The organism is Embleya sp. NPDC005575 (genome assembly GCF_040605455.1).
GTDB lineage: Bacteria > Actinomycetota > Actinomycetes > Streptomycetales > Streptomycetaceae > Embleya.
Map to the genome: position 1 here is coordinate 13,885 of NZ_JBEXCV010000022.1, position 20,764 is coordinate 34,648.

Annotated in this window: 21 protein-coding genes; 13 read left to right on the forward strand and 8 right to left on the reverse strand. The window is 68.3% G+C overall.

The features are described 5' to 3' along the window. Positions 1 to 215: 215 nt before the first annotated feature. The 9 genes from ABZS54_RS10445 to ABZS54_RS10485 all read left to right on the forward strand — a co-directional run bounded on the left by ABZS54_RS10445 (position 216) and on the right by ABZS54_RS10485 (position 8,900). Complete coding sequence (locus ABZS54_RS10445) at positions 216 to 1,142, forward strand: cyclase family protein (RefSeq protein WP_355533121.1); 927 nt, start codon at positions 216 to 218, stop codon at positions 1,140 to 1,142. A 480-nt stretch (positions 1,143 to 1,622) separates the two neighbouring features. Then, positions 1,623 to 1,955, forward strand: coding sequence for a helix-turn-helix transcriptional regulator (locus ABZS54_RS10450; RefSeq protein WP_355533123.1), 333 nt, complete (start codon positions 1,623 to 1,625; stop codon positions 1,953 to 1,955). 106 nt (positions 1,956 to 2,061) lie between these two features. Then, a complete protein-coding gene (locus ABZS54_RS10455; protein WP_355533126.1) occupies positions 2,062 to 3,471 on the forward strand; it encodes a hypothetical protein in 1,410 nt (469 codons plus the stop codon). Positions 3,472 to 3,477: 6 nt separating this feature from the next. Then, positions 3,478 to 4,908, forward strand: coding sequence for a hypothetical protein (locus tag ABZS54_RS10460; protein WP_355533129.1), 1,431 nt, complete (start codon positions 3,478 to 3,480; stop codon positions 4,906 to 4,908). A 242-nt stretch (positions 4,909 to 5,150) separates the two neighbouring features. Beyond that, positions 5,151 to 6,218, forward strand: coding sequence for a Zn-dependent alcohol dehydrogenase (locus ABZS54_RS10465; protein ID WP_355533132.1), 1,068 nt, complete (start codon positions 5,151 to 5,153; stop codon positions 6,216 to 6,218). A 157-nt stretch (positions 6,219 to 6,375) separates the two neighbouring features. Continuing rightward, positions 6,376 to 6,822, forward strand: coding sequence for a hypothetical protein (locus ABZS54_RS10470; RefSeq protein ID WP_355533135.1), 447 nt, complete (start codon positions 6,376 to 6,378; stop codon positions 6,820 to 6,822). Next, positions 6,819 to 8,063 (forward strand): hypothetical protein, encoded by a 1,245-nt coding sequence (locus tag ABZS54_RS10475; RefSeq protein ID WP_355533137.1) that lies wholly within the window; start codon positions 6,819 to 6,821, stop codon positions 8,061 to 8,063. Before ABZS54_RS10470 ends, ABZS54_RS10475 begins: the two co-directional genes overlap by 4 nt. 56 nt (positions 8,064 to 8,119) lie before the next feature. Further along, the gene (locus ABZS54_RS10480; protein ID WP_355533139.1) at positions 8,120 to 8,590 is read left to right on the forward strand and encodes a hypothetical protein; all 471 of its coding nucleotides are present in this window, start codon (positions 8,120 to 8,122) and stop codon (positions 8,588 to 8,590) included. Between the two features lie 91 nt (positions 8,591 to 8,681). Continuing rightward, a complete protein-coding gene (locus tag ABZS54_RS10485) occupies positions 8,682 to 8,900 on the forward strand; it encodes a hypothetical protein (protein ID WP_355533142.1) in 219 nt (72 codons plus the stop codon). Positions 8,901 to 8,951: 51 nt separating this feature from the next. On the opposite strand, the gene ABZS54_RS10490 is transcribed toward ABZS54_RS10485, so the two are convergent. Next, positions 8,952 to 9,425 carry a MarR family transcriptional regulator gene (locus ABZS54_RS10490; protein WP_355533145.1) on the reverse strand — a complete coding sequence of 158 codons (474 nt, stop codon included), beginning with the start codon at positions 9,423 to 9,425 and terminating at the stop codon, positions 8,952 to 8,954. A gap of 73 nt (positions 9,426 to 9,498) precedes the next feature. On the opposite strand from ABZS54_RS10490, the gene ABZS54_RS10495 reads away from it, so the two are divergent. Further along, entirely contained in the window at positions 9,499 to 9,873 is a 375-nt protein-coding gene (locus ABZS54_RS10495) for a cupin domain-containing protein (RefSeq protein ID WP_355533148.1), read from the forward strand. Positions 9,874 to 9,936: 63 nt separating this feature from the next. Here ABZS54_RS10495 and ABZS54_RS10500 read toward each other — a convergent pair whose 3' ends face one another. The 3 genes from ABZS54_RS10500 to ABZS54_RS10510 all read right to left on the reverse strand — a co-directional run bounded on the left by ABZS54_RS10500 (position 9,937) and on the right by ABZS54_RS10510 (position 11,127). Beyond that, on the reverse strand, positions 9,937 to 10,320 hold the full coding sequence (locus ABZS54_RS10500; RefSeq protein ID WP_355533279.1) for a VOC family protein: 384 nt from the start codon (positions 10,318 to 10,320) through the stop codon (positions 9,937 to 9,939). 211 nt (positions 10,321 to 10,531) lie between these two features. After that, positions 10,532 to 10,723: a hypothetical protein gene (locus ABZS54_RS10505; protein ID WP_355533151.1), complete on the reverse strand. Its 192-nt coding sequence runs from the start codon at positions 10,721 to 10,723 to the stop codon at positions 10,532 to 10,534. 8 nt (positions 10,724 to 10,731) lie between these two features. Then, positions 10,732 to 11,127: a DUF5753 domain-containing protein gene (locus ABZS54_RS10510; RefSeq protein ID WP_355533282.1), complete on the reverse strand. Its 396-nt coding sequence runs from the start codon at positions 11,125 to 11,127 to the stop codon at positions 10,732 to 10,734. Between the two features lie 335 nt (positions 11,128 to 11,462). Here ABZS54_RS10510 and ABZS54_RS10515 point away from each other — a divergent pair, with 335 nt between their 5' ends. Then, positions 11,463 to 11,882, forward strand: a complete 420-nt coding sequence (locus ABZS54_RS10515) for a DUF485 domain-containing protein (RefSeq protein WP_355533154.1) — start codon at positions 11,463 to 11,465, stop codon at positions 11,880 to 11,882. Between the two features lie 53 nt (positions 11,883 to 11,935). Continuing rightward, entirely contained in the window at positions 11,936 to 13,597 is a 1,662-nt protein-coding gene (locus ABZS54_RS10520; RefSeq protein ID WP_355533285.1) for a cation acetate symporter, read from the forward strand. 55 nt (positions 13,598 to 13,652) lie between these two features. Here the strand turns inward: ABZS54_RS10520 and ABZS54_RS10525 are convergent, their stop codons facing one another. The 4 genes from ABZS54_RS10525 to ABZS54_RS10540 all read right to left on the reverse strand — a co-directional run bounded on the left by ABZS54_RS10525 (position 13,653) and on the right by ABZS54_RS10540 (position 19,341). Continuing rightward, positions 13,653 to 14,207 (reverse strand): flavin reductase family protein, encoded by a 555-nt coding sequence (locus ABZS54_RS10525; protein WP_020549705.1) that lies wholly within the window; start codon positions 14,205 to 14,207, stop codon positions 13,653 to 13,655. A 193-nt stretch (positions 14,208 to 14,400) separates the two neighbouring features. Continuing rightward, a complete protein-coding gene (locus ABZS54_RS10530; protein ID WP_355533157.1) occupies positions 14,401 to 15,261 on the reverse strand; it encodes an enoyl-CoA hydratase-related protein in 861 nt (286 codons plus the stop codon). A gap of 159 nt (positions 15,262 to 15,420) precedes the next feature. Further along, positions 15,421 to 17,616, reverse strand: coding sequence for an acetate--CoA ligase family protein (locus ABZS54_RS10535; RefSeq protein ID WP_355533288.1), 2,196 nt, complete (start codon positions 17,614 to 17,616; stop codon positions 15,421 to 15,423). Positions 17,617 to 17,826: 210 nt separating this feature from the next. Then, the gene (locus ABZS54_RS10540; RefSeq protein WP_355533160.1) at positions 17,827 to 19,341 is read right to left on the reverse strand and encodes a class I adenylate-forming enzyme family protein; all 1,515 of its coding nucleotides are present in this window, start codon (positions 19,339 to 19,341) and stop codon (positions 17,827 to 17,829) included. Between the two features lie 215 nt (positions 19,342 to 19,556). Here ABZS54_RS10540 and ABZS54_RS10545 point away from each other — a divergent pair, with 215 nt between their 5' ends. After that, positions 19,557 to 20,711, forward strand: coding sequence for an acyl-CoA dehydrogenase family protein (locus tag ABZS54_RS10545; RefSeq protein ID WP_355533163.1), 1,155 nt, complete (start codon positions 19,557 to 19,559; stop codon positions 20,709 to 20,711). Positions 20,712 to 20,764 lie beyond the last annotated feature (53 nt).

The window sequence follows — 20,764 nt, forward strand, 5'->3', positions numbered from 1 at the left end:
GCAGCCTTGCGGACGCAAGGTGCGCGGCCTGTGAGAACGCCCTCTCGACATTATCTGACGATCCGTTAGTTTTCCTGGGTAGAGTGCCGCAGCACACAGCACCATGCACAGTTCTTGACAGCACTTGACAGCGCGGTCGTCGGATTCCGAGAGTGCGCCTGTCGGTACTTCGTGCCCATCGGCACGTGTCACCACCGCCTGGAGGAGGCTCCCCTATGTCGCTGCCCCCCGAGTTCCATGAACTGGCCGCACGCGTGAACAACTGGGGCCGGTGGGGCCAGGACGACGAGATCGGGACGGTCAACCTGATCACGGCCGATGTGGTCAAGGCCGCGGCGGGCTGCGTGCGCACCGGAAAGCGCTTCTCGCTGGCCGTAGAGCTGCGCGAGGACGGCATCCAGAACGGGATGATCCCGGGCCGGGACAACCCCAAGCGCACCACGTTCCTGGTCAACCACGAGGTCTTCGGCCCCGGCACGGTGGCCACCAGCGACGACTCGGTGGTGATGGGCATTCAGGCGGGCACGCACTGGGACGGGCTGACCCACGCGACGTACGACGACCGGCTGTACAACGGCCACTCGGCCAAGGAGACGGTCACCGCGGAGGACGGCGCGCGCAAGCTGGGCATCCACAACGTGAAGACGCTGGTCTCGCGCGGGGTGCTGCTGGACGTGGCCCGGGCCAAGGGTGTGGACATCCTGCCGCCGGAGTACGCGGTGACCCCTGCGGACCTGGAAGTGGCCGAGGATTTCGGCAACGTGAAGGTGCGCGCGGGCGACATCGTGCTGGTGCGTACCGGGCAGATCCGGCAGTACTTCGCGGGCGAGAAGGACATGTACTTCTACGGCCCGGGCCTGTCGGTGCGCACGCCCGAGTGGTTCCACGCGCGCGACGTCGCGGCGGTGGCCAACGACACCGTGACGTTCGAGGTCTTCCCGCCGGAGATCGAGGACTGCTTCATGGCCGTGCACGCGCTGCACCTGGTGGAGATGGGCATGCTCCAGGGGCAGAACTGGAACCTGGAGGAGTTGTCCGAGGACTGCGCCGCGGACGGCGTGTACGAGTTCTTCCTGGAGGCATCGCCGGAGCCCTTCGTGGGCGGTGTCGGCACGCCGGTGAACCCGGTGGCGATCAAGTAGTCGCGGGTGGTCCGGGGCGGCGCGGATCGGGTCGGCATCCGGCCCGGGTCGGGCGCGGCCCTCGAACACGCGTGGATCGGACGGCGTGCGGGCCCCGGACAGGATCGCCCTGCCCCGGGCCCGCGTGCGCTCCGGGCACCGCGACGAGGCCCGGAACGATGACGGTCCCACTTCGTCGAGGAAACCCGGGGCACTTCCCGGGCGCCTCGTCGTCCCCTCGCGAACGACCGCCACACTCAGGGTGATCAGTGTCGGACGAGGCGTCAACACCCTTCGGACATCGATTTCGTCGCCGGGATCACGATTCGTCCGCACATGGGCTGCCGCGGCACATCGGCCACTTGCGCCCCACCGAACTCGGGTAGCGCGGGTGTCGCGCCACCACCCGCGGAGGTCGGCATCTCCGCGGGCCGCCGCGCTTCGGACGCCAGACCATATACTTGAATATATGGATGATCCTCGCGCGAAGGGAGAATCCTCATGAGCCACACACGCTGGAAACTCACCCGGGACTGGAGGCTTGTGGCCGGCGAAACCGAATCGCCCGAGGTCCAGGCCATGCGCGTGGAGATCCGCATGGCTTCGGTTCTCGGCCAAGCGGTCCATGACCGGCGTACCGAACTGGGCATCTCGCAGAGCGAGCTCGGCAAGCGGGCGGATATGACGCAGCCGCAGATCTCCAAGCTCGAACTCGGCGGCACGGTGCCGACCCTCCCGCTGCTCGCCCGCCTGGCGAAGGCGCTCGACGCATCGTTGAACATCGCCCTGGACGGGGACACATCGACCGTCGTCTTCACGCCGCACACCGCTTGAGGCGGATGAACCGAAGTTCCGAAACGGCCCGAGCCGGCAGGCTGTTCCTTCGGCGTGTGGGGTGATGGGGGACTGAATGTTCGGGACACGATCTCTCGCGGAATGCGTGATCGAGAATCCGGCGGTACCGAGCGCGGTGCTGCTTCGGGTGCTCCTGAGCGCCGAGGACGAACAACTGCGGCGGGCCTTTCGCGCCGCGCCGGGCCTGCCCCGGGACGTGGTGGAGGTGATGCTCGTGCACCCGGATCAGGGTGTGCGGGCCGCGGTCGCCGCGAATCCGTACATCGATGCCGAGCAACGGGGCCGGCTGGTTCACGATCGGAGCAGGGCGGTGCTCGCCAATCTCTTCGGATACCGGACGCACCCCGACGGCGAGCCGAGACCGCTGCCGGACGCCGCCTACGCGGCGTTCTTCGCCGGTCGGCAATGGGCGAACGTCGCGCGGCAGGACCAACCCTGGGATGAACTGCGGCTGTTGGAGGAGATGAGTCGGTGCGAAAGCATGCCGCATCGGTTGCGACAGGCTCTCGCCCGGCATCCCCAGCCGGGGCTGCGCCGGTTCGCGGCCCGGTTCGTGGGCGGCCTGTCGGCCGAGGATCGGGCCGCGCTGGCGAGCGACCCGGACCCGGACGTGCGCGCGGAGGCTCGGCAGGTGGCCGAGGACGACGCGGAGATCCACACCGGCATCGATATCGATTGGAATCCCGAGAACTGGGGCCACAGTTGGGTCTTCAATAGCCGGCTCGTGGAACGGGAGGCGATGGAGCGGGTGGTTCGAGGGAACGACTGCCCGGCCCACTACCGCAGCGCGCTGGCCGGGAACCCGCACCTGCCGCCGGACCTGGTGGCCGTGCTGGCTCGGGACGGGGATCCGGACGTCCGGGACATGGTCTCGCTTCGGCCCGAGCTGACCGAGGAGGAGCGCGCCGCGATCGACTATCGGGTGCCGGAGTTGACCGACCTCGACGAGGTCGCGTGGTATCCGTACCTGGCCCGATCCCAATCGCCCGTCGACTACGCGCGCTCCGCGCACCCGGTGCGGCGGCGGCAGGCGGCCTGCGCTCCCGGGCTGCCGCAGGACCTGCGGGATGCGCTGCTGGGCGATCCGGACCCGGGCGTACGGGTTTTGACGTGCCGTCACCAGCCCGGCGTGCCGGCCGAGGATCTGTTGCGTGCGTACCGGGAGTTCCGAGGCCGCCATCGGTGGCGACTGACCTGTCGGCCCGGCTTCCCCACGCGCGGGCTCGCCCGCTTCGCGGACGACCCGGACCCGGCCATGCGCGAGCTTGTCGTGCTCGACCCGCAGGCGCCGGCCGCAGTGGTGGTCGGGTTGCTCGCCGACCCGGAGCGATGCGTACGCACCACACTCGCGCAACATCCGGCGGTGCCGGTCGAACGCCTGCTCACGATGCTGGACGATCCCGAACTCGCGCCGTACGCGGCCCGCAACCCGTCCCTCCCGATCGAGGCGATGCACCGAATCCTGGACGCGACGGGCGTCCCGGGCCGGGGGTGACGGGCGATGTCGGGGATCGATGGGCTGGTTGCGGGTGTGCTCGGGAATCCGGCGGTACCGGGGGAGGTTTTGTTACGGGCGTTGACGGGCGAGTTGGGGCGGGTGGCCTGCAACGGGCTTGCCGAGGCGACGGCCTTGCCGCAGGACGTGATCGAGGTGATGGTCGGGCACCCCGATCGCCGGGTGCGGATGGCGTTGGGCGGTAATCCGCATGTGGATCCGGTGCAGCGGTCGCGGTTGGTCGCCGATCCGGACCGGGTGGTGGCTGCGCGTACGGTCGACGGGAAACGCCATCCGGACGGGGATCCGCGTCCGCTGCCGGATGACGGCTACGCGCGGTTTCTTTCGCATGCGATGTCGGCGGAGAGCGCTTTTGGCGATCAGATGTTGACCCGCGACGAGGTGCTGCAGTTGCTCTTGTCCTCCGGCGACACGCCGCAGCACATATACCGATCGTTTGTTACCCGGCCGGAGGCTGAACTGCGGTTGACGGCCTGCCAATGGTGGGAGAACCTCCCCTTTGCCGATCGGGTGGCTCTGACGCTCGACCCGGTGCGCAGGGTCCGTGGACGGGCCAGAAGGAAAGCGATCGAGGTACGCCGATGCCTGACCGACATCGACTGGACACCGACCAACCGAGGCAGTGAGTCGGCCATTTACAACCGCCTGCTCACGCGCGCCGACGCCGAGCGGATCATTTGGGGCGAAGCCCCGCCGCATTACCGGTACTACGCCGCCGGGAATCCACATCTCCCGGCCGATCTGGTGGCCGTTCTGGCGCGCGATCTTGATCCGCGCGTGCGCTATCGGGTGTCGATCCGACCGGAATTGACGGAGGATCAGCGGGCGGCGATCGACTACGAGGTGCCGGCGGTGGAGGACCTGGACGACGCGATTCGGTACTCGCCACGTCCCCCCGCGGGTACGCCGGACGAGTGGGCGCGCTCGGCGCATCCCGGGCTGCGACGGATCGCGGCGGGCTCGGTCGGGCTTTCGGCGGAGTCGCGCGATGCCCTGGCGGTTGATTCCGACCTCGGGGTGCGGGTGCTGACCTGTCGTCACCAGGCGGGTGTCGCGCCGGAGTTGCTGTTGAGGGCGTATCGGGACTTCCGTGGTCGGCATCGGAGTCGGCTGACCTGGCGTCCCGGCTTTCCGACGCACGGGCTCGCGCGGTTCGCGGACGACCCGGATTCCGGCATGCGCGAGCTTGTGCTGCGCGATCCGGACGCGCCGGTGGATGTGGTGGTCGGGTTGCTCGCGGATCCGGAGCGGCGTGTGCGGGCCGCGCTCGCTCGGCATCCGGCGGTGCCGGTGGATCGGTTGCTTGTACTGCTGGACGATGCCGAACTCGGGCCGGATGCGGCGCTTAATCCGGCGCTTCCGGTCGAGGCCATGCATCGGATCCTGGATGCCGCCGGGGTGCCGCGCGGGGCGTGAAGTCGCCCCGGTGGCACGGGTGGTGAACCGTCCGTCGATGCGACACGTGTGTGATCGACGGGCGGCTCAGAGGTGGTTTCGGGGGGTGACGAGAGGACTGTCACAACCGGCTGACTGCTCATCAGTTCCGGGCTAGAGTGCCGCGCGGGTACGCGTGCGCGCTTGAGCTCCGGAGCCGGTCCGGCCGGTAAGCCGTCGAGCGCCCCGGCTCGTCAGCCCATTTTCCGATGGAGGAGGAACCGGTGAAGGGCGTTCTTTTCGATGGCAAGGAAGCCTCGGTCGTCGACGACCTCGAGGTGCGTGCACCCGGGGCCAACGAGGTCCTGGTCAAGATCGGCGCGGCCGGTCTGTGCCACAGCGACATCTCGGTGATCAACGGCACCATTCCCTTCCCGCCCCCGGTCGTCCTCGGGCACGAGGGCGCCGGTGTCGTGGAGGCCGTCGGCGAGCTGGTGACGCACGTGAAGCCCGGTGACCACGTGGCCCTGTCCACGCTGGCCTCGTGCGGGGCGTGCCGCGAGTGCGACCGCGGCCGGCCGACCATGTGTGCCAAGAGCTTCGGCCAGCTCAACCAGCCGTTCACGCGCGGCGGCAAGCCGGTCTACAACTTCGCGGGTCTGTCGGTATTCGCCGAGCAGATCGTGGTCAAGGGCGTCCAGGCGGTCAAGATCCCCAAGGACATCCCGCTCGCGTCCGCCGCGCTGATCGGGTGCGGTGTGCTGACCGGCGTGGGTGCGGTGCTGAACCGGGCAAAGGTACAACCCGGTGACACCGTCGCGGTGATCGGCACCGGCGGCATCGGCCTCAACGTGATCCAGGGCGCGAAGCTCGCGGGCGCGGTGCGGATCGTGGCCGTGGACGCGAACCCGGCGAAGGAGGAGGTGGCGCGGGAGTTCGGCGCGACCGACTTCGTCGACGCGCGTGCGGTCGAGGACTCGGTCAAGGCGGTCCAGGCCCTGGTGCCGGGCGGTGTGGACCACGCGTTCGAGTGCGTCGGGCACGTCGCGGTGATCCGCAACGCGATCGACATGCTCGGGCGGGCCGGTCAGGCGATCATCCTGGGCGTCGCGCCGTCGGACGCCGAGGCGTCCTTCCACGTGTCCTCGATGTTCCTGGACAAGTCGATCATGGGCTGCCGCTACGGGTCGTCGCGCCCGCAGTACGACATCGCGCGCTACGCCGACCTGTACAAGACCGGCGGCCTCAAGCTCGACGAACTGGTCACCCGGACCTACGCCCTGGACGACTTCCACCACGCGGTCGAGGACGCCGAGGCGGGCAAGATCGCGCGAGGCGTCTTCGTCTTCTGACGCAGTATTCGTTGGATCATCTTCCGGTCGAAGCGCGCTCCTCACGCCGAGGGGCGCGCTTTGGCGTACGGAGTCCGTACCTCTCCCGATCGGATCTTGTTGCCCTCTGCAATCGACGGGATACAATCGGCTCTTCGCACTGACCGGGGGATGTGTGATGGCAGAACGGTTTTCGGTGGATTTCGGGTGGCTGGACGCGTTGATAGCCGCGTTCGACGGCTCGACCCGTGCCACGGACGCGGCGCTCGACGCGCTGCACGAGACCGGCCCGATCCGGACCGGGCACAAGGATCTCGACAAGGCATGCGACCACTTCAATGGGAAGTGGGAGAAACGGGTCAAGGATTTCCGGGGCGACATCGCCAAATTCCGAGCCGTGGTGGAGAACTCCAAGTCCATGTACGGCGTGACCGAGCAACATGTGGCCACCTCCATGGCTCGGTTCACGAGCGGCGCCCCCGCACCGGGTCAGCCGGCCGCCGCATCGCCGGGGGGTGTCGAATCCTCGCTGCGCGCCGTTCTGGACCCCACCGGCTCGGCCACGCCGTCGGGTGCCTCGCCCACGGCTCCCGCGCCGAGCCGGATCGGTGAGGTGCTCGGATGAGCTCCGCATCGAAGGAGTTCCCCGGACTGCGCTTCGATCCGGCTCCGGGATTGGTGCCGGCACTCGGTGCGCTGGCTGAGAAGGTACGTCAAGCGGCGACGCAACTGGGCAACGTGCGAGCAGAGTTGGAGACCACTCTGCGTGATGCCGGGGCCTGGACCGGTTTGGCCGGCGGTTTGTGCCACGACGCCGTTCAGCACATCTATCCGGACGTCTGGACCATGCACGACGCCCTGTCCGGGGTCGAGCACACACTCGGCGAATGGTCGTACCTCCTGACGGAGTACCAGCGCTCCCGGACGAGTCTGGAGGCCCAGGCCGTCGCGGCCCGGGCGCGGCTGAAGCAGGCGAAGGCCGATCCCGATGCGGACATCGGGTTCACCGACATCGTCGCTCGATCGGGCCGGGAGCGGGAAGACCTCTTCAAGCGCCATGACATCGCAAAGCAGGCGGTGAACCAGGCCGAGGAGGAACTCGACCGGATCATCGGGGCCGCCGAGGCCCTGAAGAAGCAACACGACGAATCCGCAGGGACGTTCGCCAAGCAGATCCGCGGCTTCGCCGACCATCTTCCGGACGCGGATACGATGACCCCGGCGGGGTCGAAGCTCATCCCGCCGTACTTCACGAAGCCGCCGGCCAGCGCCGAAGACCTGGGTCCCAAGCGCGAGTTCGACGTGAGCGATCCCACCGCGAAGGACCAGGCAACGCGCTTGGCCGCCATGGCGATGGTGGCAGGCCAGGACGCGTACTTCGACAATGATCGCGCGGCGAGCTACATGAAGAATTGGCTCGAGGGGAACGGGCAGGATGTCCAGTTCGATGCAAGTGAATTCGTGAACGCCAACCCCGCTTTCCAGCAGACGATCAATGAAACCTTGAGGGCCAACGGGGCGGCAGGGAATTTTGATACCGGCTGGAAGAGCGGTACGGTGGCGAATGACATGCAGAACGGCAAAGTGCCGCGCGAGCTGCAGGATTTCTATTACACGATGAACGGCTATCAATATCGGATAGTCGGGTCGGATATCACGATGGTCGATGGTCAACCGGTCGGGCAGGTCCGAGTCGACATCTACAAGCGATACAACTGGGGTAATCCCGAGGGTGGCGGGCACAGAAACGACATCGAAGGCGTCCCGCAGAACGACTTGGCTCGTCTCAATGAGACCGGGTTGGCCCACGATTTCGACATCGTGGGCAGTACGACGTTCTACGCCGCTCCGGCCCCGACTCCGTGAACTCCCCCGGCGCCACGAGTGTGGCCACGGCAGGCGTTCGCAGGCTTCTCTTCCTGGTGCTCGCCTTCCTGGTCGGCATGCTGGTCCTCGGCGGGGTGACGCTCGGGGCCGTGTATCTCTATGTTCGGCATCCTTGGTCGCCCTCTCATCATGATTCCCGTGCTTATCCCGGGAGTAGCGATATATCCCTGAAGGAATCTCTGAAGCTGACCGGCGCCACCCTGCCGGCCGATGCGGGCAATGTTCGCTACTATGTCAAGGGAAACATGATGGGAACGCTTCTGCAGCTTTCCTATCAGGTTCCGTGTAATTCTGTTCCGGCCATCATGTCAGCCGCGAAACTCACGGTTCCGATTGCCGTGGACAGCATCGACAACAAGGTCCGCAGATTCGCCGAGAGCCATGGCTGGCGACCGGAGGCGGGTGCTACGACCGCCGTTGGCGATACGCGAGTATGGAACACCACGGCCATGGTGCAGACGCTGGGCTCCGGAAAGTGTTCCGTGTATGTCGACGCCTTCAATTGAGGCCGCCCACGGGCCGCTTCCGGGCTGCGGCAAGACGGGTCGAGGCAGCCCTGCGGCGGATGACGCTGCGGGTCGCAGGTGTGGACGGCGCGTGGCTCTGGAGCGAGGGCTGCCCGCGGACATCCCGGTCGTGGACGGCGAGCGCGTGCTCGTACTGGACCCGCCGACGTACGAAAGGACCTGGAACGCGGGCCGCTTCCACCCGCACATCACCGGCGAACTCACCCTCGAAGCGGTCCTGAACCGCGCCGAGACCGAGGCGTACCTGGCCAAGGCCGCACCGCCGCGGATGTGGCCGGACGGCGACTAGCCGGCAGCCTCGCGGGCTGGTGCGCTCATCGGTCGGCAGTTCGGCCAGGCATCACCAGATGGGGCGGAGGGGTGGCACCGAGGCACCTGCGAGACCGCGGATCATCCCGGCGAGTTCGGCACGCGGCACCTCGCGGCCGGCCGCGTGCAGCTGCTCGGTCAGCTGGGCCTCCAGCTGGTGCAGGATGCGCCCGGCCACCGCGAGGTGCTCCAGGGCCTTGTCGGTCAGCACGATCAGCTTGCGCCGTCCGCCCTCGGGGTGTGGCGTCCGCCGGACGTAGCCACGCTTCTCCAGGTCGTCGACGATCTGGCCGGCCGCTTGCTTGGTCACGCCCAGATGCTCGGCCAGCTCGCTGCTGGTCGAGCCCGGTCCGTACAGCGCCTGGAAAACGAGCCCGTGTATCGGGCGCAGGTCGGAGTAGCCGGCGCTGTCCAGGCGGCTCACGAACTCGGAGAGGACCAGCTGGAAGGCCATCCCGAGCAGGAAGGTCAGCTCTGCGCGTTCGAGCGGGTCTTCGATCTCCATCGATCCATGTTGACACACCTATCCAAAGCAGCTTTACTCACGATGAGTAAAGCTGGTTTACACTGGAGGAATCATGTACGTCGTCGGTGAGACCGAGGAGCGCACCACCAGGACCGCCGCGGCTGCGATGTTCGCGCTTGCCGGGCCGAGCCAGGGCAGTGCGGAGGTGAGCACCTGGCGGGTGGAGATCGGCGCCGACATCTCCACCCCTGTGCACATCATCGACCGGGAGCAGGTCTGGATGCCGCTGTCCGGCGCATTCGAGGTCACGGTCGACGGCAGAAGCGAGAAGGTCGAGGCCGGCCGGGCGGTGATCGTCCCGGCGGGCGTCGTTCGCCGACTCAAAGCGACCGGTGGTCCGGCCGAGGCACTGGTCTGCATGGTGGTCGGCGGGAAGGCCATGATGCCCGGCAGCGACGCGAAGATCCCTCTCCCCTGGGCTGAGTGATCCGTTGCCCCGGAGCGGCTCGCGGCACGACCGGACGCACCCCGAGGCTTGTTGGGTCGTGTCTCAGGAACTCGTGGTCGCTCGGTCGGACTCGCTGCGCAGGACGCAGAATTCGTTGCCTTCGGGATCGGCGAGGATTGCCCAGCCCGAGCCATCGGGATTGCGGTGATCGGCGACAAAGGTGGCACCGAGGCCCAGCAGCCGTTCCACCTCCAGGTCGCGCGAGGTCTCAGGGCGCAAGCACAGATGGATCCGGTTCTTGATCGTCTTGGCCTCGGGCACCTGGTTGAAGTACAGCACCGGGCCGTCCGGCAGCAGCACCTGAGTTTCCCGGTCACCCGGTCTGTCCTCCGGATGCAGCGGACGGCCTGTCACACTGCTCCAGAACCGAGCCAGCTCGTAGGCATCCGCACAGTCGATCGCCACGTTCTGCAATACCGAGACCATGCGCGTGAGCCTTCCCGATCTCGACGCCGAACGCCACGGGGTTGCGCCATTCTTCGCGTACATGGCTCGGGCTCCCGTCGGCACTTTCGCTACACGCCGGAGGCCGTTTCCTTCGGATCGGCTGACCGCCGGATGGCGTGCGGTGGTGCGTGTTCGGCCCACGAGCGGACGTGGGACGCCTCACGGCGCGATCCGGCAAGCTCCGACGGCCCTAGAGCAAGTGGTCGGCTTTGCCGGCTTTGATGTCGCGAATGAGGGTGTGGAGAGCGTCCATGGTGTCGGTGAGGTAGTGGTCTTCCCGGCCATTGACGGCGATGTAGGCGTTTCCGTCCGTGTCAGTGCCGAGGCGGAAACAGTTTCCGGAGTCCTGGCAGAAGGGGTCTTCCCAGGTGATGTCAGGCACGTGCGCTCCTAGAGCTGCTGCATGATCGACCGGATCAGATCGCGTGTCCGAGATTCGCTGAGTGCGATCCGCTCCATCTGGTCGAGTTGGAGGCTGAACTTGCGAAGCTGTGTGCTCGTGTGTAGGAACTCGGCGACGCTGGTGCGATCCAGCTGGACCGTGTCCAGGCTCGGCACCTCGCCATAGGCGTACAGGAAGGACTGACCGGAGCCGGGGAACGCTCCTGCGGAGAACGGAATGGCCCGGACGGTGATGTTGCGCTTGTCCGCCAAGTGCAGGAGGTGCGCGAGTTGTTCGCGCAGAACGGTGCGACCGCCAACCTCGATGCGGAGCGCGGCCTCATGGATCGTGGCCATGTATGTAGGGCCACCCGGCCGGTCGAGTGCGCGTGGATTCGGCGTCAGGCGCGAATCCGGCCCGGAGCGGTGGTGATCGAGTTGCTTCGGGTGTGGTGAGGATTGGTCGTAGCGGACTTGTACGGGCGACTTCGACGGTGGTTCGGTCGAGAATGATGAACTCGTGGGCGGTTTTGATCAATTCCGTGGTGGGTGGGAAATCGTGGGTTATCCGCGTAACCCGTCAGTCCCGCTTTCAGTTGATCGGATAGGTTCCGCGCGTCCCGGCGGCACCTCTAAACTCGCTCCGCTGCGGCCCCAGGTCCCACGGACCGCGGTCAGGTACCCGATCGGCGCCTCGGGCCACGCGCGGGGTGTCCGCTGGAGAGGAGCCCTACCGCCCCATGCCGACTCCGCACGTCGACCCGCACGATCGTCCTCCCGAGCCCGAATCCGAGTCCGACCTCGCGTCCAAGAGCAGGGATGCCTCCGTCCCGGCCCCGCGCGCTCCGTACGTCGACGACCGCACCGGATATCTGGAAATGGAACAGGATCCGAGGTTCGGGGGACTCAAGAAGCGCCAGCGATCCTTCATCTTCCCGGTCACCGCCGCATTCCTCGCGTGGTTCCTGCTGTACGTGGTGCTGTCCGCCTACGCGCGCGACTTCATGGCCAAGGAAGTGATGAACCACATCAACGTCGCGCTGGTGTTCGGGCTCCTCCAGTTCGTCTCGACGTTCGTGATCGCCTGGGCCTATTCACGATTCGCGCGCACCCGACTCGACCGCGTCGCCACCGAACTGCGAGAGGAACTCGAAGCGTGAACCTTTCTCTCGAACTCGCCGCGAAGTCCAGCAATCGAGGCTGGACCTTCGCGATGTTCGCCGTGCTGGTCGTGGTGACCCTCGGCATCACCTTCTGGGCCGGTCGCAAGAACCGGACGGCGTCGGACTTCTACGCCGGTGGCCGTTCGTTCTCGGCCCTCCAGAACGGCATGGCGATCGGCGGCGACTACATGTCGGCCGCGTCCTTCCTCGGCATCGCCGGCATTCTGGCGCTGTCCGGCTACGACGGTTTCCTGTACTCCATCGGCTTCCTGGTCGCCTGGCTGGTGGCCCTGTTGTTGGTCGCCGAACCGATGCGCAACTCCGGCCGGTTCACCATGGCCGACGTACTCGCGAATCGCATGCGCGAACGCCCGGTACGGATGGCCGCGAGCGTGTCCACGATCGTCGTGTCGATCTTCTACCTGCTGGCCCAGATGGTCGGCGCGGCCTCGGTCGTCTCGCTCCTGCTCGACGTCAAGAGCGACACCGCGCAGATCTCGGTCATTGCCGCGGTGGGCGCGTTGATGATCGTGTACGTCACCGTCGGCGGCATGAAGGGCACCTCCTGGGTGCAGATCGTCAAGGCCGGACTGTTGATGGTCGGCGCGTTCGTGATGTGCGTGTGGGTGTTGGCGAAGTTCCACTTCAACATCGCCGACCTGCTCGGCACCGCGGCGAGCAAGTCCGGTTCGGGCGAGTCGTTCCTCCAGCCGGGGCTCAAGTACGGTGCCACGGACGGCTGGTCGAAGATCGACCTGATCTCGCTCGGACTCGCGCTGGTGCTGGGTACGGCCGGCCTCCCGCACATCCTGGTGCGCTTCTACACCGTGCCCAACGCCCGCGTCGCGCGCAGGTCGGTCACCTGGGCGATCGGCATCATCGGGGTGTTCTACCTGATGACGCTGATCCTCGGCTTCGGCGCGGCCGCGCTGATCGGCAGCAAGGAGATCAAGAAGGCCGACCCGACCGGCAACACGGCCGCGACCCGGCTCGCCGAACACCTGGGCGGCGGCGCGGGCACCACCGGTGGGGCGCTGATGCTCGCCTTCATCGCTGCGGTGGCCTTCGCGACCATCCTGGCCGTGGTGGCGGGCCTGACGCTGGCCTCGTCCTCGTCGTTCGCGCACGACCTGTACGCGAACGTGTTCCGCAAGGGCCGAACCACGGACGCCGAGGAAGTCAAGGTCGCCCGGATCGCGGCGCTGGTGATCGGCACGGCGGCGATCGTCCTGTCGGTGTTCGCCCGCGAGTTGAACGTGGCGTTCCTGGTCGCGCTCGCGTTCGCGATCGCTGCCTCGGCCAACCTGCCGGCCATCGTGTTCTCGCTGTTCTGGAAGAACTTCAACACGCGCGGTGCGGTGTTCGGCATCTACGGCGGCCTGGTCACCTCGGTCCTGGTGGTCGCGCTGTCGCCGATCTGCTGGGGCGGGGCCACCGACACCAAGCCGGCGATCAAGCAGCTCAGCGCCAAGCAGGCCGACGACTGCAACGTGTCGAAGGACCGCAAGGACGTGGGCAATGCGACGGCGTTGTTCAGCTGTACGACGCCGGCACCCATTCCGCTGGAGAACCCGGGGATCATCTCGATCCCGGTCGGCTTCGCGTGTGCCGCGATCGGCGCGATGTCCGCACGGCGTCGCCGAACCGACGACGACGATCGCAAGTTCGCCGAGTTGGAGGTCAGGGCACTGACCGGCGCCGGCGCGCACTGAGCGGACGCGGCAGGCACCGATCCGGACCCGGCCTCGGCCCGGGTCCGGATCGGCGTCACGCGTTGGCGCTGGGGTGGCCGAACCGGCCCTTGTAGAACAGCAACGGAGCACACTCCACCCGCGGCGCGTCCAGGGCCTGGACCCGGCCGATCACTATCTCGTGGTCGCCGCCGTCGACCACGCTCTCCAGTGTGCAGTCGATCCAGGCGAGTACGTCGTCCAGCTTCGGCGAACCGGTCGGCGCCGGGCTGTGTGCGACGCCGGCGAACTTGTCCGCGCCGCTGACCGCGAAGCCCCGGCAGAGCTGTTCCTGGTCCTCGGCGAGCACGTTCACGCAGAACCGGCCGCCCGGCCGGATCCGCGGCCACGTGGTGGACGTCTTCGCCACGAAGAAGGTCACCAGCGGCGGGTCCAGCGAGAGCGACGCGAACGACTGGCAGGCGAAACCCACCGGGGTGTCGCCGTCGAGCGCGGTGATCACCGTGACGCCGCTGGCGAAGTGACCGAGGACGTGCCGGAACGTGGCGGCCTCGACGATGCCTTCACCCTCCGGCAGGGCGATGGCCGCGGGATCCGCGGGCTTCGTGCTCGCTGCGTCGATCTGGCCCATGGTGGACTTCCTCGCAGGTGTCTTGGGGCGTCGGGTCTGTGACGCTACGTCACCCGATTTCCTTGCGTCAATCAAAGGAGAGGGGGTCCTTCGTCACATCTGACGACTCGTCAGTTGCCTTGTGGTGCAAGGCACATCCGCCCGTCGGCGGGCCGTGGCGGTGGTTCGTCGGCGTCCGCGGGAGGGGCCTTGGCTACCAGCCGTAGTACTCCGGCTTGCGGCGTTCCATGAGGGAGGCCACTCCTTCGTTGGCGTCGCGGGAGGTCATGTTGAGTTCAACGATTTGCGCCTCCTCGTCGAAGGCCGCCACCCGGTCGCTCTCCAGCGAACGGTTCACGAGTTGCTTGGTGAACGCGTACGCCCGGGTCGGCCCGGCCGCCAGCCGCTCGGCCCACTCCCTGGCCACGGCCTCCAGCTCGTCGGGGGCGACCACCTTGTTCACGACGCCGATCCGCAGTGCCTCGGCGGCGGGCAGGTCGTCGCCGAAGAACATCAGCTCCTTGGCCTTCTGCGGGCCGACCAGGCGCGGCAGCAGGTACGCACTGCCGCCGTCCGGCACCAGGCCGCGACGGGTGAAGATCTGGATGAAGCGGGCGCTGTCGGCGGCGATCACCAGGTCGCACGCGAGCGCGAGGCTCATCCCGTAGCCGGCGGTGGTGCCGTTGACCGCCGCGATCACCGGCTTCTCGCAGTCCAGGACGGCGTTGGTCAGGCGCTGTACGCCGGTCTTCATCATCCGGGTGGCGTAGCCGGTGGGCCGGGTCGGAGGCTTGGGCGCGGCGTCGTCGTCCGGCGTCTCGGCGGCTGCGGCAAGCAGCGACTTGGTGCCGGGGGAGCTGCGGAGATCCATGCCGGTACAGAAGTGCTTTTGGCCCGCGGCCGTGAGGACGACTGCGCGGACCGATTCGGTGGCGGATGCCTCGGTGAGGAGCTCGATGAGGAGTTCGCGTTGAGCCCAGGTGATGGCATTGCTGGCTTGCGGGCGGTTCAGAGTGAGCCAGAGCACGCCGTTTTCGATGCGGTGGAGCAGTTCCTGCTCGGTGTTGATGGTCATGTGTGTCGGCTCCTTGCTGGGGTTGGTTGGCTCAAGCGCCGGCCGGGCTGAAGGGTTTCGTCCGATGTGGGCGTTGGTCGACTCGGGTTGGCCTCAAACACCGGCCGGGCTGTCAATAGCCCGGCCGGCGCTTGAGGCCAACCCGGCCGGAGGCCGGCCCTACCGCGCCACCGCCAACGCGTCCAGTGCGACCGTGCCGCCGCCGCGGGGCATCACCATCAGCGGGTTGATGTCCAACTCGGCGAGTTCGTCGCCCAGTTCGAGCGCCATGCGCTGCACCCGCATGACCACGTCGACGAGTGCGTCCAGGTCGGCGGGCGGTTGGCCGCGCATGCCTTGGAGGCACTTGAGGCCGCGGAGTTCGCCGAGCATGCGCTTGACCTCGTAGGCACCGAACGGCGGCACCCCGATCGCGATGTCGTCGAAGACCTCGACGAAGATGCCGCCCAGACCGACCGAGACGGTCGGTCCGAACAGGTCGTCGTGCGAGATGCCGACCACCATCTCGACGCCGCGATCGACCTGCTGGCACACCAAGACGCCTTCGAGTCGACCCGCGCCCGCCTCCTTGGCCGCGTCGGTGATCTCGCGGTACGCGTCCCGCACCTGGCTCGCCGAGCGCAGGCCCAGCTTGACCAGGCCCAGGTCGCTCTTGTGCGGCAGTTGCGGGCCACACGCCTTCATCACCACGGGATAGCCGATCAGCCCGGCCGCGCGCACCGCGGCGGCGGCCGAGGTGACCAGTTGCTCGCGCGGCACCCGGATCCCGTACGTGCGCAGCAGCTGCTTCGCCGAGTGCTCGGACAGCGGCTTGCCCGAGGACAGCAGCCGCTTGGCCTTCGCCGCGGCCGCCGACGCGGTGCGCGGGACGTCCTCGAACGGCGACGAGTACTGGGTGCGGAAGCGGTGGTAGTCGAAGTACGCCCGCAACGCCCGCACGCAGTTGCCGAAGGTGCGGAAGACCACCACCTTGTTCGACTTGAGCAGGATCTCGCGGTAGGCGCTCTCGTCGCCCACCGGCGAGCCCCAGACCACGCAGACCACCTTGTCGCTCGCCTCTGCGGCGTCCACCAGGTCCTGCGCGAGGCGGTCGCTCATCGGCGGGAACGCGCCGGTGATCGGACACACCAGCACGCCGATCGCGGGGTCGGCCAGGATCGCGTCGATGATCTTGCGGCCACGCTCGTCGCCGGCCGGGTGGCCGCCGTTGTCCACGGGGTTGGACACGGTCAGATACGGCGGTATCCACGCGTGCAGCCTCTCCTGCGTGGACCGGTCCAGCTGAGGCACCGTCAGGCCCTCGGCGGCGGCGAGGTCGGCCATGTGCGCGCCGGTGCCACCGGAGATCGAGTACACGCAGACCCCCTGCGCGAGCGGGGTCCTGGTGCGCGCGAACAGCTGGGACGTGTCGATCAGTTCGTCGAGGCCGTCGACCCGGGTGACCCCGTACTGGCGGAACACCGCCGACGCGGTGCGGTCGCCGCCGGTCAGCTTGCCGGTGTGCGACTGGGCCATCCGTGCGCCGGTCTCGGTCCGCCCGACCTTGACCACGACCACCGGTACGCCCTGCCGCGCCGCGTGGTCGGCCGCCAGCGCGAAGGTGCGGCCGTCCTTGAACCCCTCGACGTACGCGGCGATCACGCCGACCTCCTCCTGATCGGAGAAGTGTCGTACGAAGTCCGCGATTTCCAGGTCCGCCTCGTTGCCGACCGGGGCCCAGTGGGACACCCGGATGCCGATCTCCTGGGCGGCGAAGACCGGGCGACCCTGGTGCCCGCTCTGGGTGATCAGCGCGATCGAGGGGCCTTCGAGGTCGGTGCGGAACTCCTCGAACGCGTTGAGGTTGGTGTTCGGCCCGAGCAGGCGCAGCGAGCCGCCCGACGTGAGCTGGGCCAGCCGGGCCTGGGCCGCGGCTCCGGCGGCCCCCGCCTCGGCGAAGCCGGCCGCGAACACGACCGCGAAACTCACGCCGGCGCCCGCGAGTTGCTCCAGTACCTCGGCCGGATCGCCGACCAGGACGACGGCGAGGTCGACCGGCTCGGGCACGGCCGAGATGTCCGCGAAGCACGGTCGGCCGGCGATGCGCTCGTGCTTGGGGTTGACCGGGAACAACCGCGCGCCCACCCGATCGGCCCACGCGATCAGTTGCGCGGTGATGCGGGCGCCGGGTCGGCCCTCGGTGTCCGAGGCGCCGATCACGGCGACCGTGCGAGGTCGGAAGAAGCGGTCCAGGTCGGCGGGGCGGAGCGCGAGTGGTCGGCCGGTCACGTCGAGTTCGGCCGACGGATCCGCGTTCACGGTGACGCTGGTTCGAGTGTGCCCCGGGAAGTGGTGTCCTCTGCTGTCGTGAAGCATCATCGCGCCCGTCCCTTTTTCGATCTTTCGTCGCCGCCAGATCCGATCGACACTGGAATCGAGCTGACGGTTAGTCAGTTAGCTTGCTGATGGGACGTCAGGGCTGTCCACTGTCTCACCGGCCCGGTCCCGACGCATCTGTCCGATCACCTGGACATTTGCTGACTTGGTCAAACATGTTGCGGATATCGGCTGGTCATCGCGCGGTTACTAAACGTCCCCGAAAGACTTCTCGCGTTCGGTCAAGGATCTGCGGTCCACTTTGTCCATCCCTGTGAGCGGCAGCTCCGGAACGATCCGGATCGCTTCGGGGAGCTTGTGTGCGGACAGCCGCGAGGCCGCGAACTCGCGCAATGCGGCGAGTGACGGCTCGGATGCTGCACGTGACACCACGATCGCGACGCCGATCTCGCCCATCACCCGACTGGGTCGAGGGACCACCGCCACCGAGGCCACGTCGGGATGGTCGAGCAGCACCGCTTCCACCTCCTGCGGATACACGTTGTATCCGCCGCGGATGTACATCTCCGTCATCCGCCCGGTGATCCGCAGGCAGCCGGTCTCGTCGATCCGGCCGAGGTCGCCGGTGTGCAGCCGACCGTCGCCGTCGAGGGCGGCGCCGGCTTCGGGGTCGCGCCAGTAGCCCGCCATCACGGCGGGCGAGCGCAGGCAGATCTGCCCCTCTTCGCCGACCGGCAGGACGGTGCCGGTCCGCGGGTGGCGGATCTCCAGTTCGGTGCCCGGTCGGGGACGGCCGACCGTGTGCAGCGCCTCCGAGTCGGGGGCGTCGAACGCGGTGAGCGTGCCCAACCCCCCGGACTCGGTGGACGAGTAGCGAATCGAGTAGCCCGCCCCGAATCGGGTCCGGGCCTCGTGCACGAGCGGGGCGGGGGACGGCCCGCCGCCGACGATCAGTCCGCGTACGTGGGTGAGGTCGTAGCGGTCGAACTCGGGTCGGCCGAGCAGGAGGGAGACCTGCGCGGCCACACCGCCGAGGTAGGGGATCCTCTCGCGGGCGACCAGGCGCAGTGCGTCCTGGGCCCGCCAGCGGCCGAGCAGGTGCAGGGTCGCGCCCATCTTGAGGTAGCCGGCCAGCTTGGTCATGAAGCCGACGTGCGGCAGGCCGGTGGCGATCAGTTGCGGACCGCCCTCGCCCCAGCGACCGCCGGTGTCCATCGCGGTGATCGCGGTGATCTGCCGAGACGTGAACAGGGCGCCCTTGGGGGTGCCCGTGGTGCCCGAGGTGAACACGACCGTCTCGGGCAGGTCCGGGTCCCGGTCTCCGGTCACCGGTGGCGCGGGCGGGATCTCGTCGCGCCGAAGTTCGGCCCAGACGTCGTGCGCGCCGGCGGCCGGAACGCAGCGGATGTGTTCGGGGCCGGTTGGGATGCCCTCTGCCAGGTCCTCGGTGGCCAGCACCAGGTCCGGCGCGGCCCGGTCCAGGATCGCGGCGCGCTCGGTGGGGGTGTAGCGCGGTCCCACGCCGGTGGTGATCGCGCCGAGCCGGGCCAACGCGGTGTAGGCGACCACATACTCGAGCCCGGACGGGAGCACGAGTGCGACCAGGTGGCCGGGCCGGACACCGCGCCGGGCCAGCCCGGCGGCGACCTGATCGGTCACCGCGTCCAGCCCGCCGTAGGTGAACCCGCTTCCGCCGTGCACGAGGGCCCGGCGCTCGGGAAAGCGTCGGGCGGCCTCACGAAGCACCTGGGCGAGAACGGTCACAACGGGTCCCTTCGGCCTGCGCGCGAAGTATCGGCGTGGGGGTGGTGTATGCCACACAACACGACACGCCCGGGGTAAGGCGACGTTTCGGAGGTGTGACGAAAGCAATGTTCCAAGGGTATGACGGTGTGTCAGATACTGGTGCTCGCGGGCTGCCGGATCGTCAATGGGGCCGACCGGAACTCGGGTCGGGCAACCGTCCCGACCCGCACGACATGAGTGCCAAGGAGTTGCGGTACGTGGACGTCGAGTTCAGCGATGAGCAGCAGGAGATCCGCAGAGCACTCCGGGACGTGTTCGACAAGCACAGCGACTCGCCCGCCGTCCGGGCGGTGATGGCGACCGAGACGGGCTACGACGCCACGGTGTGGCGGCGCGTGTGCGAACAGACCGGGCTGGCCGGTCTCGCGATTCCGGAGGAGTACGGCGGGGTCGGTTTCGGCTTCACCGAGTTGGTCGTGGCCCTGGAGGAGATGGGCCGGTCGCTTTTCCCCTCACCGTTCCTGGCGTCGTCGGTGCTGACGGCGTACGCGCTCGTGCACGCGGGCGACGAGGGTGCGCGGGCCGATTACCTGCCGGGCATCGCGGCGGGCGGCACGCTCGGCGCGCTCGCGCTGGCCGAGCCGGGGCGTCGGGACGTGCGCGCGGTGGAGACGACCGCGCGGGCCGACGGCGACGGGTGGCGCCTGGACGGCGTCAAGACGCACGTGATCGACGGCTTGATCGCGGATCTGATCGTGGTGGCGGCACGGGTCAATGGCGACCTCGCGTTGTTCACCGTGGACAAGGATGCCGCCGGGCTGACCCGGACGGCGCTGCCGACCCTGGACCAGACCCGCAAGCAGGCCCGGCTGACCTTCGCGGACACCCCCGCCAGGCTGCTGGGCACCCCCGGCGCGGACGCGGCCCTGGAGCGGGTCCTGGCGCTCGCCGAGATCGCGGTGGCCGCGGAGGCGGTCGGCGGTGCGGCGCGCTGCCTGGAGGCGACCGTCGAGTACACCAAGGGGCGGGTGCAGTTCGGCCGGCCGATCGGCTCGTTCCAGGCGATCAAGCACCGCTGCGCGGACCTGTATGTCGAGGTCGAGACGGCCCGTTCGGCGCTGTACTACGCGGCGTGGGCGGCCACGGAGGCGGAGGCGGCGGGACTTGCGACGCCCGGCGAACTGGCGGTGATGGCACCGCTGGCGATGACGACGGCGACCGCCGCGTACCGCCATGTCGCCGAGGAGATGATCCAACTGCACGGCGGCGTCGGCTTCACCTGGGAGTACGACTGCCATCTGTATCTGAAGCGGGCCATCACGTCCGCGCACCTGTTCGGTGACCGGGGTGCGCAGCGCGAGCGCATCGCGGAGTTGGCCGGGATCTAGAAAGGCGTGTCCTCGAACGCCGGACGGGCTCGATGTCGGCCGTCCGGCGTCCG

Excerpts from the sequence above, each read along its gene's own strand:
- ABZS54_RS10445 (WP_355533121.1), top strand. The coding sequence starts at position 216 with ATGTCGCTGCCCCCCGAGTTCCATGAACTGGCCGCACGCGTGAACAAC.
- ABZS54_RS10450 (WP_355533123.1), top strand. The coding sequence starts at position 1,623 with ATGAGCCACACACGCTGGAAACTCACCCGGGACTGGAGGCTTGTGGCC.
- ABZS54_RS10460 (WP_355533129.1), top strand. The coding sequence starts at position 3,478 with ATGTCGGGGATCGATGGGCTGGTTGCGGGTGTGCTCGGGAATCCGGCG.
- ABZS54_RS10470 (WP_355533135.1), top strand. The coding sequence starts at position 6,376 with ATGGCAGAACGGTTTTCGGTGGATTTCGGGTGGCTGGACGCGTTGATA.
- ABZS54_RS10475 (WP_355533137.1), top strand. The coding sequence starts at position 6,819 with ATGAGCTCCGCATCGAAGGAGTTCCCCGGACTGCGCTTCGATCCGGCT.
- ABZS54_RS10490 (WP_355533145.1), bottom strand. The coding sequence starts at position 9,425 with ATGGAGATCGAAGACCCGCTCGAACGCGCAGAGCTGACCTTCCTGCTC.
- ABZS54_RS10495 (WP_355533148.1), top strand. The coding sequence starts at position 9,499 with ATGTACGTCGTCGGTGAGACCGAGGAGCGCACCACCAGGACCGCCGCG.
- ABZS54_RS10500 (WP_355533279.1), bottom strand. The coding sequence starts at position 10,320 with ATGGTCTCGGTATTGCAGAACGTGGCGATCGACTGTGCGGATGCCTAC.
- ABZS54_RS10515 (WP_355533154.1), top strand. The coding sequence starts at position 11,463 with ATGCCGACTCCGCACGTCGACCCGCACGATCGTCCTCCCGAGCCCGAA.
- ABZS54_RS10520 (WP_355533285.1), top strand. The coding sequence starts at position 11,936 with ATGTTCGCCGTGCTGGTCGTGGTGACCCTCGGCATCACCTTCTGGGCC.
- ABZS54_RS10525 (WP_020549705.1), bottom strand. The coding sequence starts at position 14,207 with ATGGGCCAGATCGACGCAGCGAGCACGAAGCCCGCGGATCCCGCGGCC.
- ABZS54_RS10530 (WP_355533157.1), bottom strand. The coding sequence starts at position 15,261 with ATGACCATCAACACCGAGCAGGAACTGCTCCACCGCATCGAAAACGGC.
- ABZS54_RS10535 (WP_355533288.1), bottom strand. The coding sequence starts at position 17,616 with ATGCTTCACGACAGCAGAGGACACCACTTCCCGGGGCACACTCGAACC.
- ABZS54_RS10545 (WP_355533163.1), top strand. The coding sequence starts at position 19,557 with ATGAGTGCCAAGGAGTTGCGGTACGTGGACGTCGAGTTCAGCGATGAG.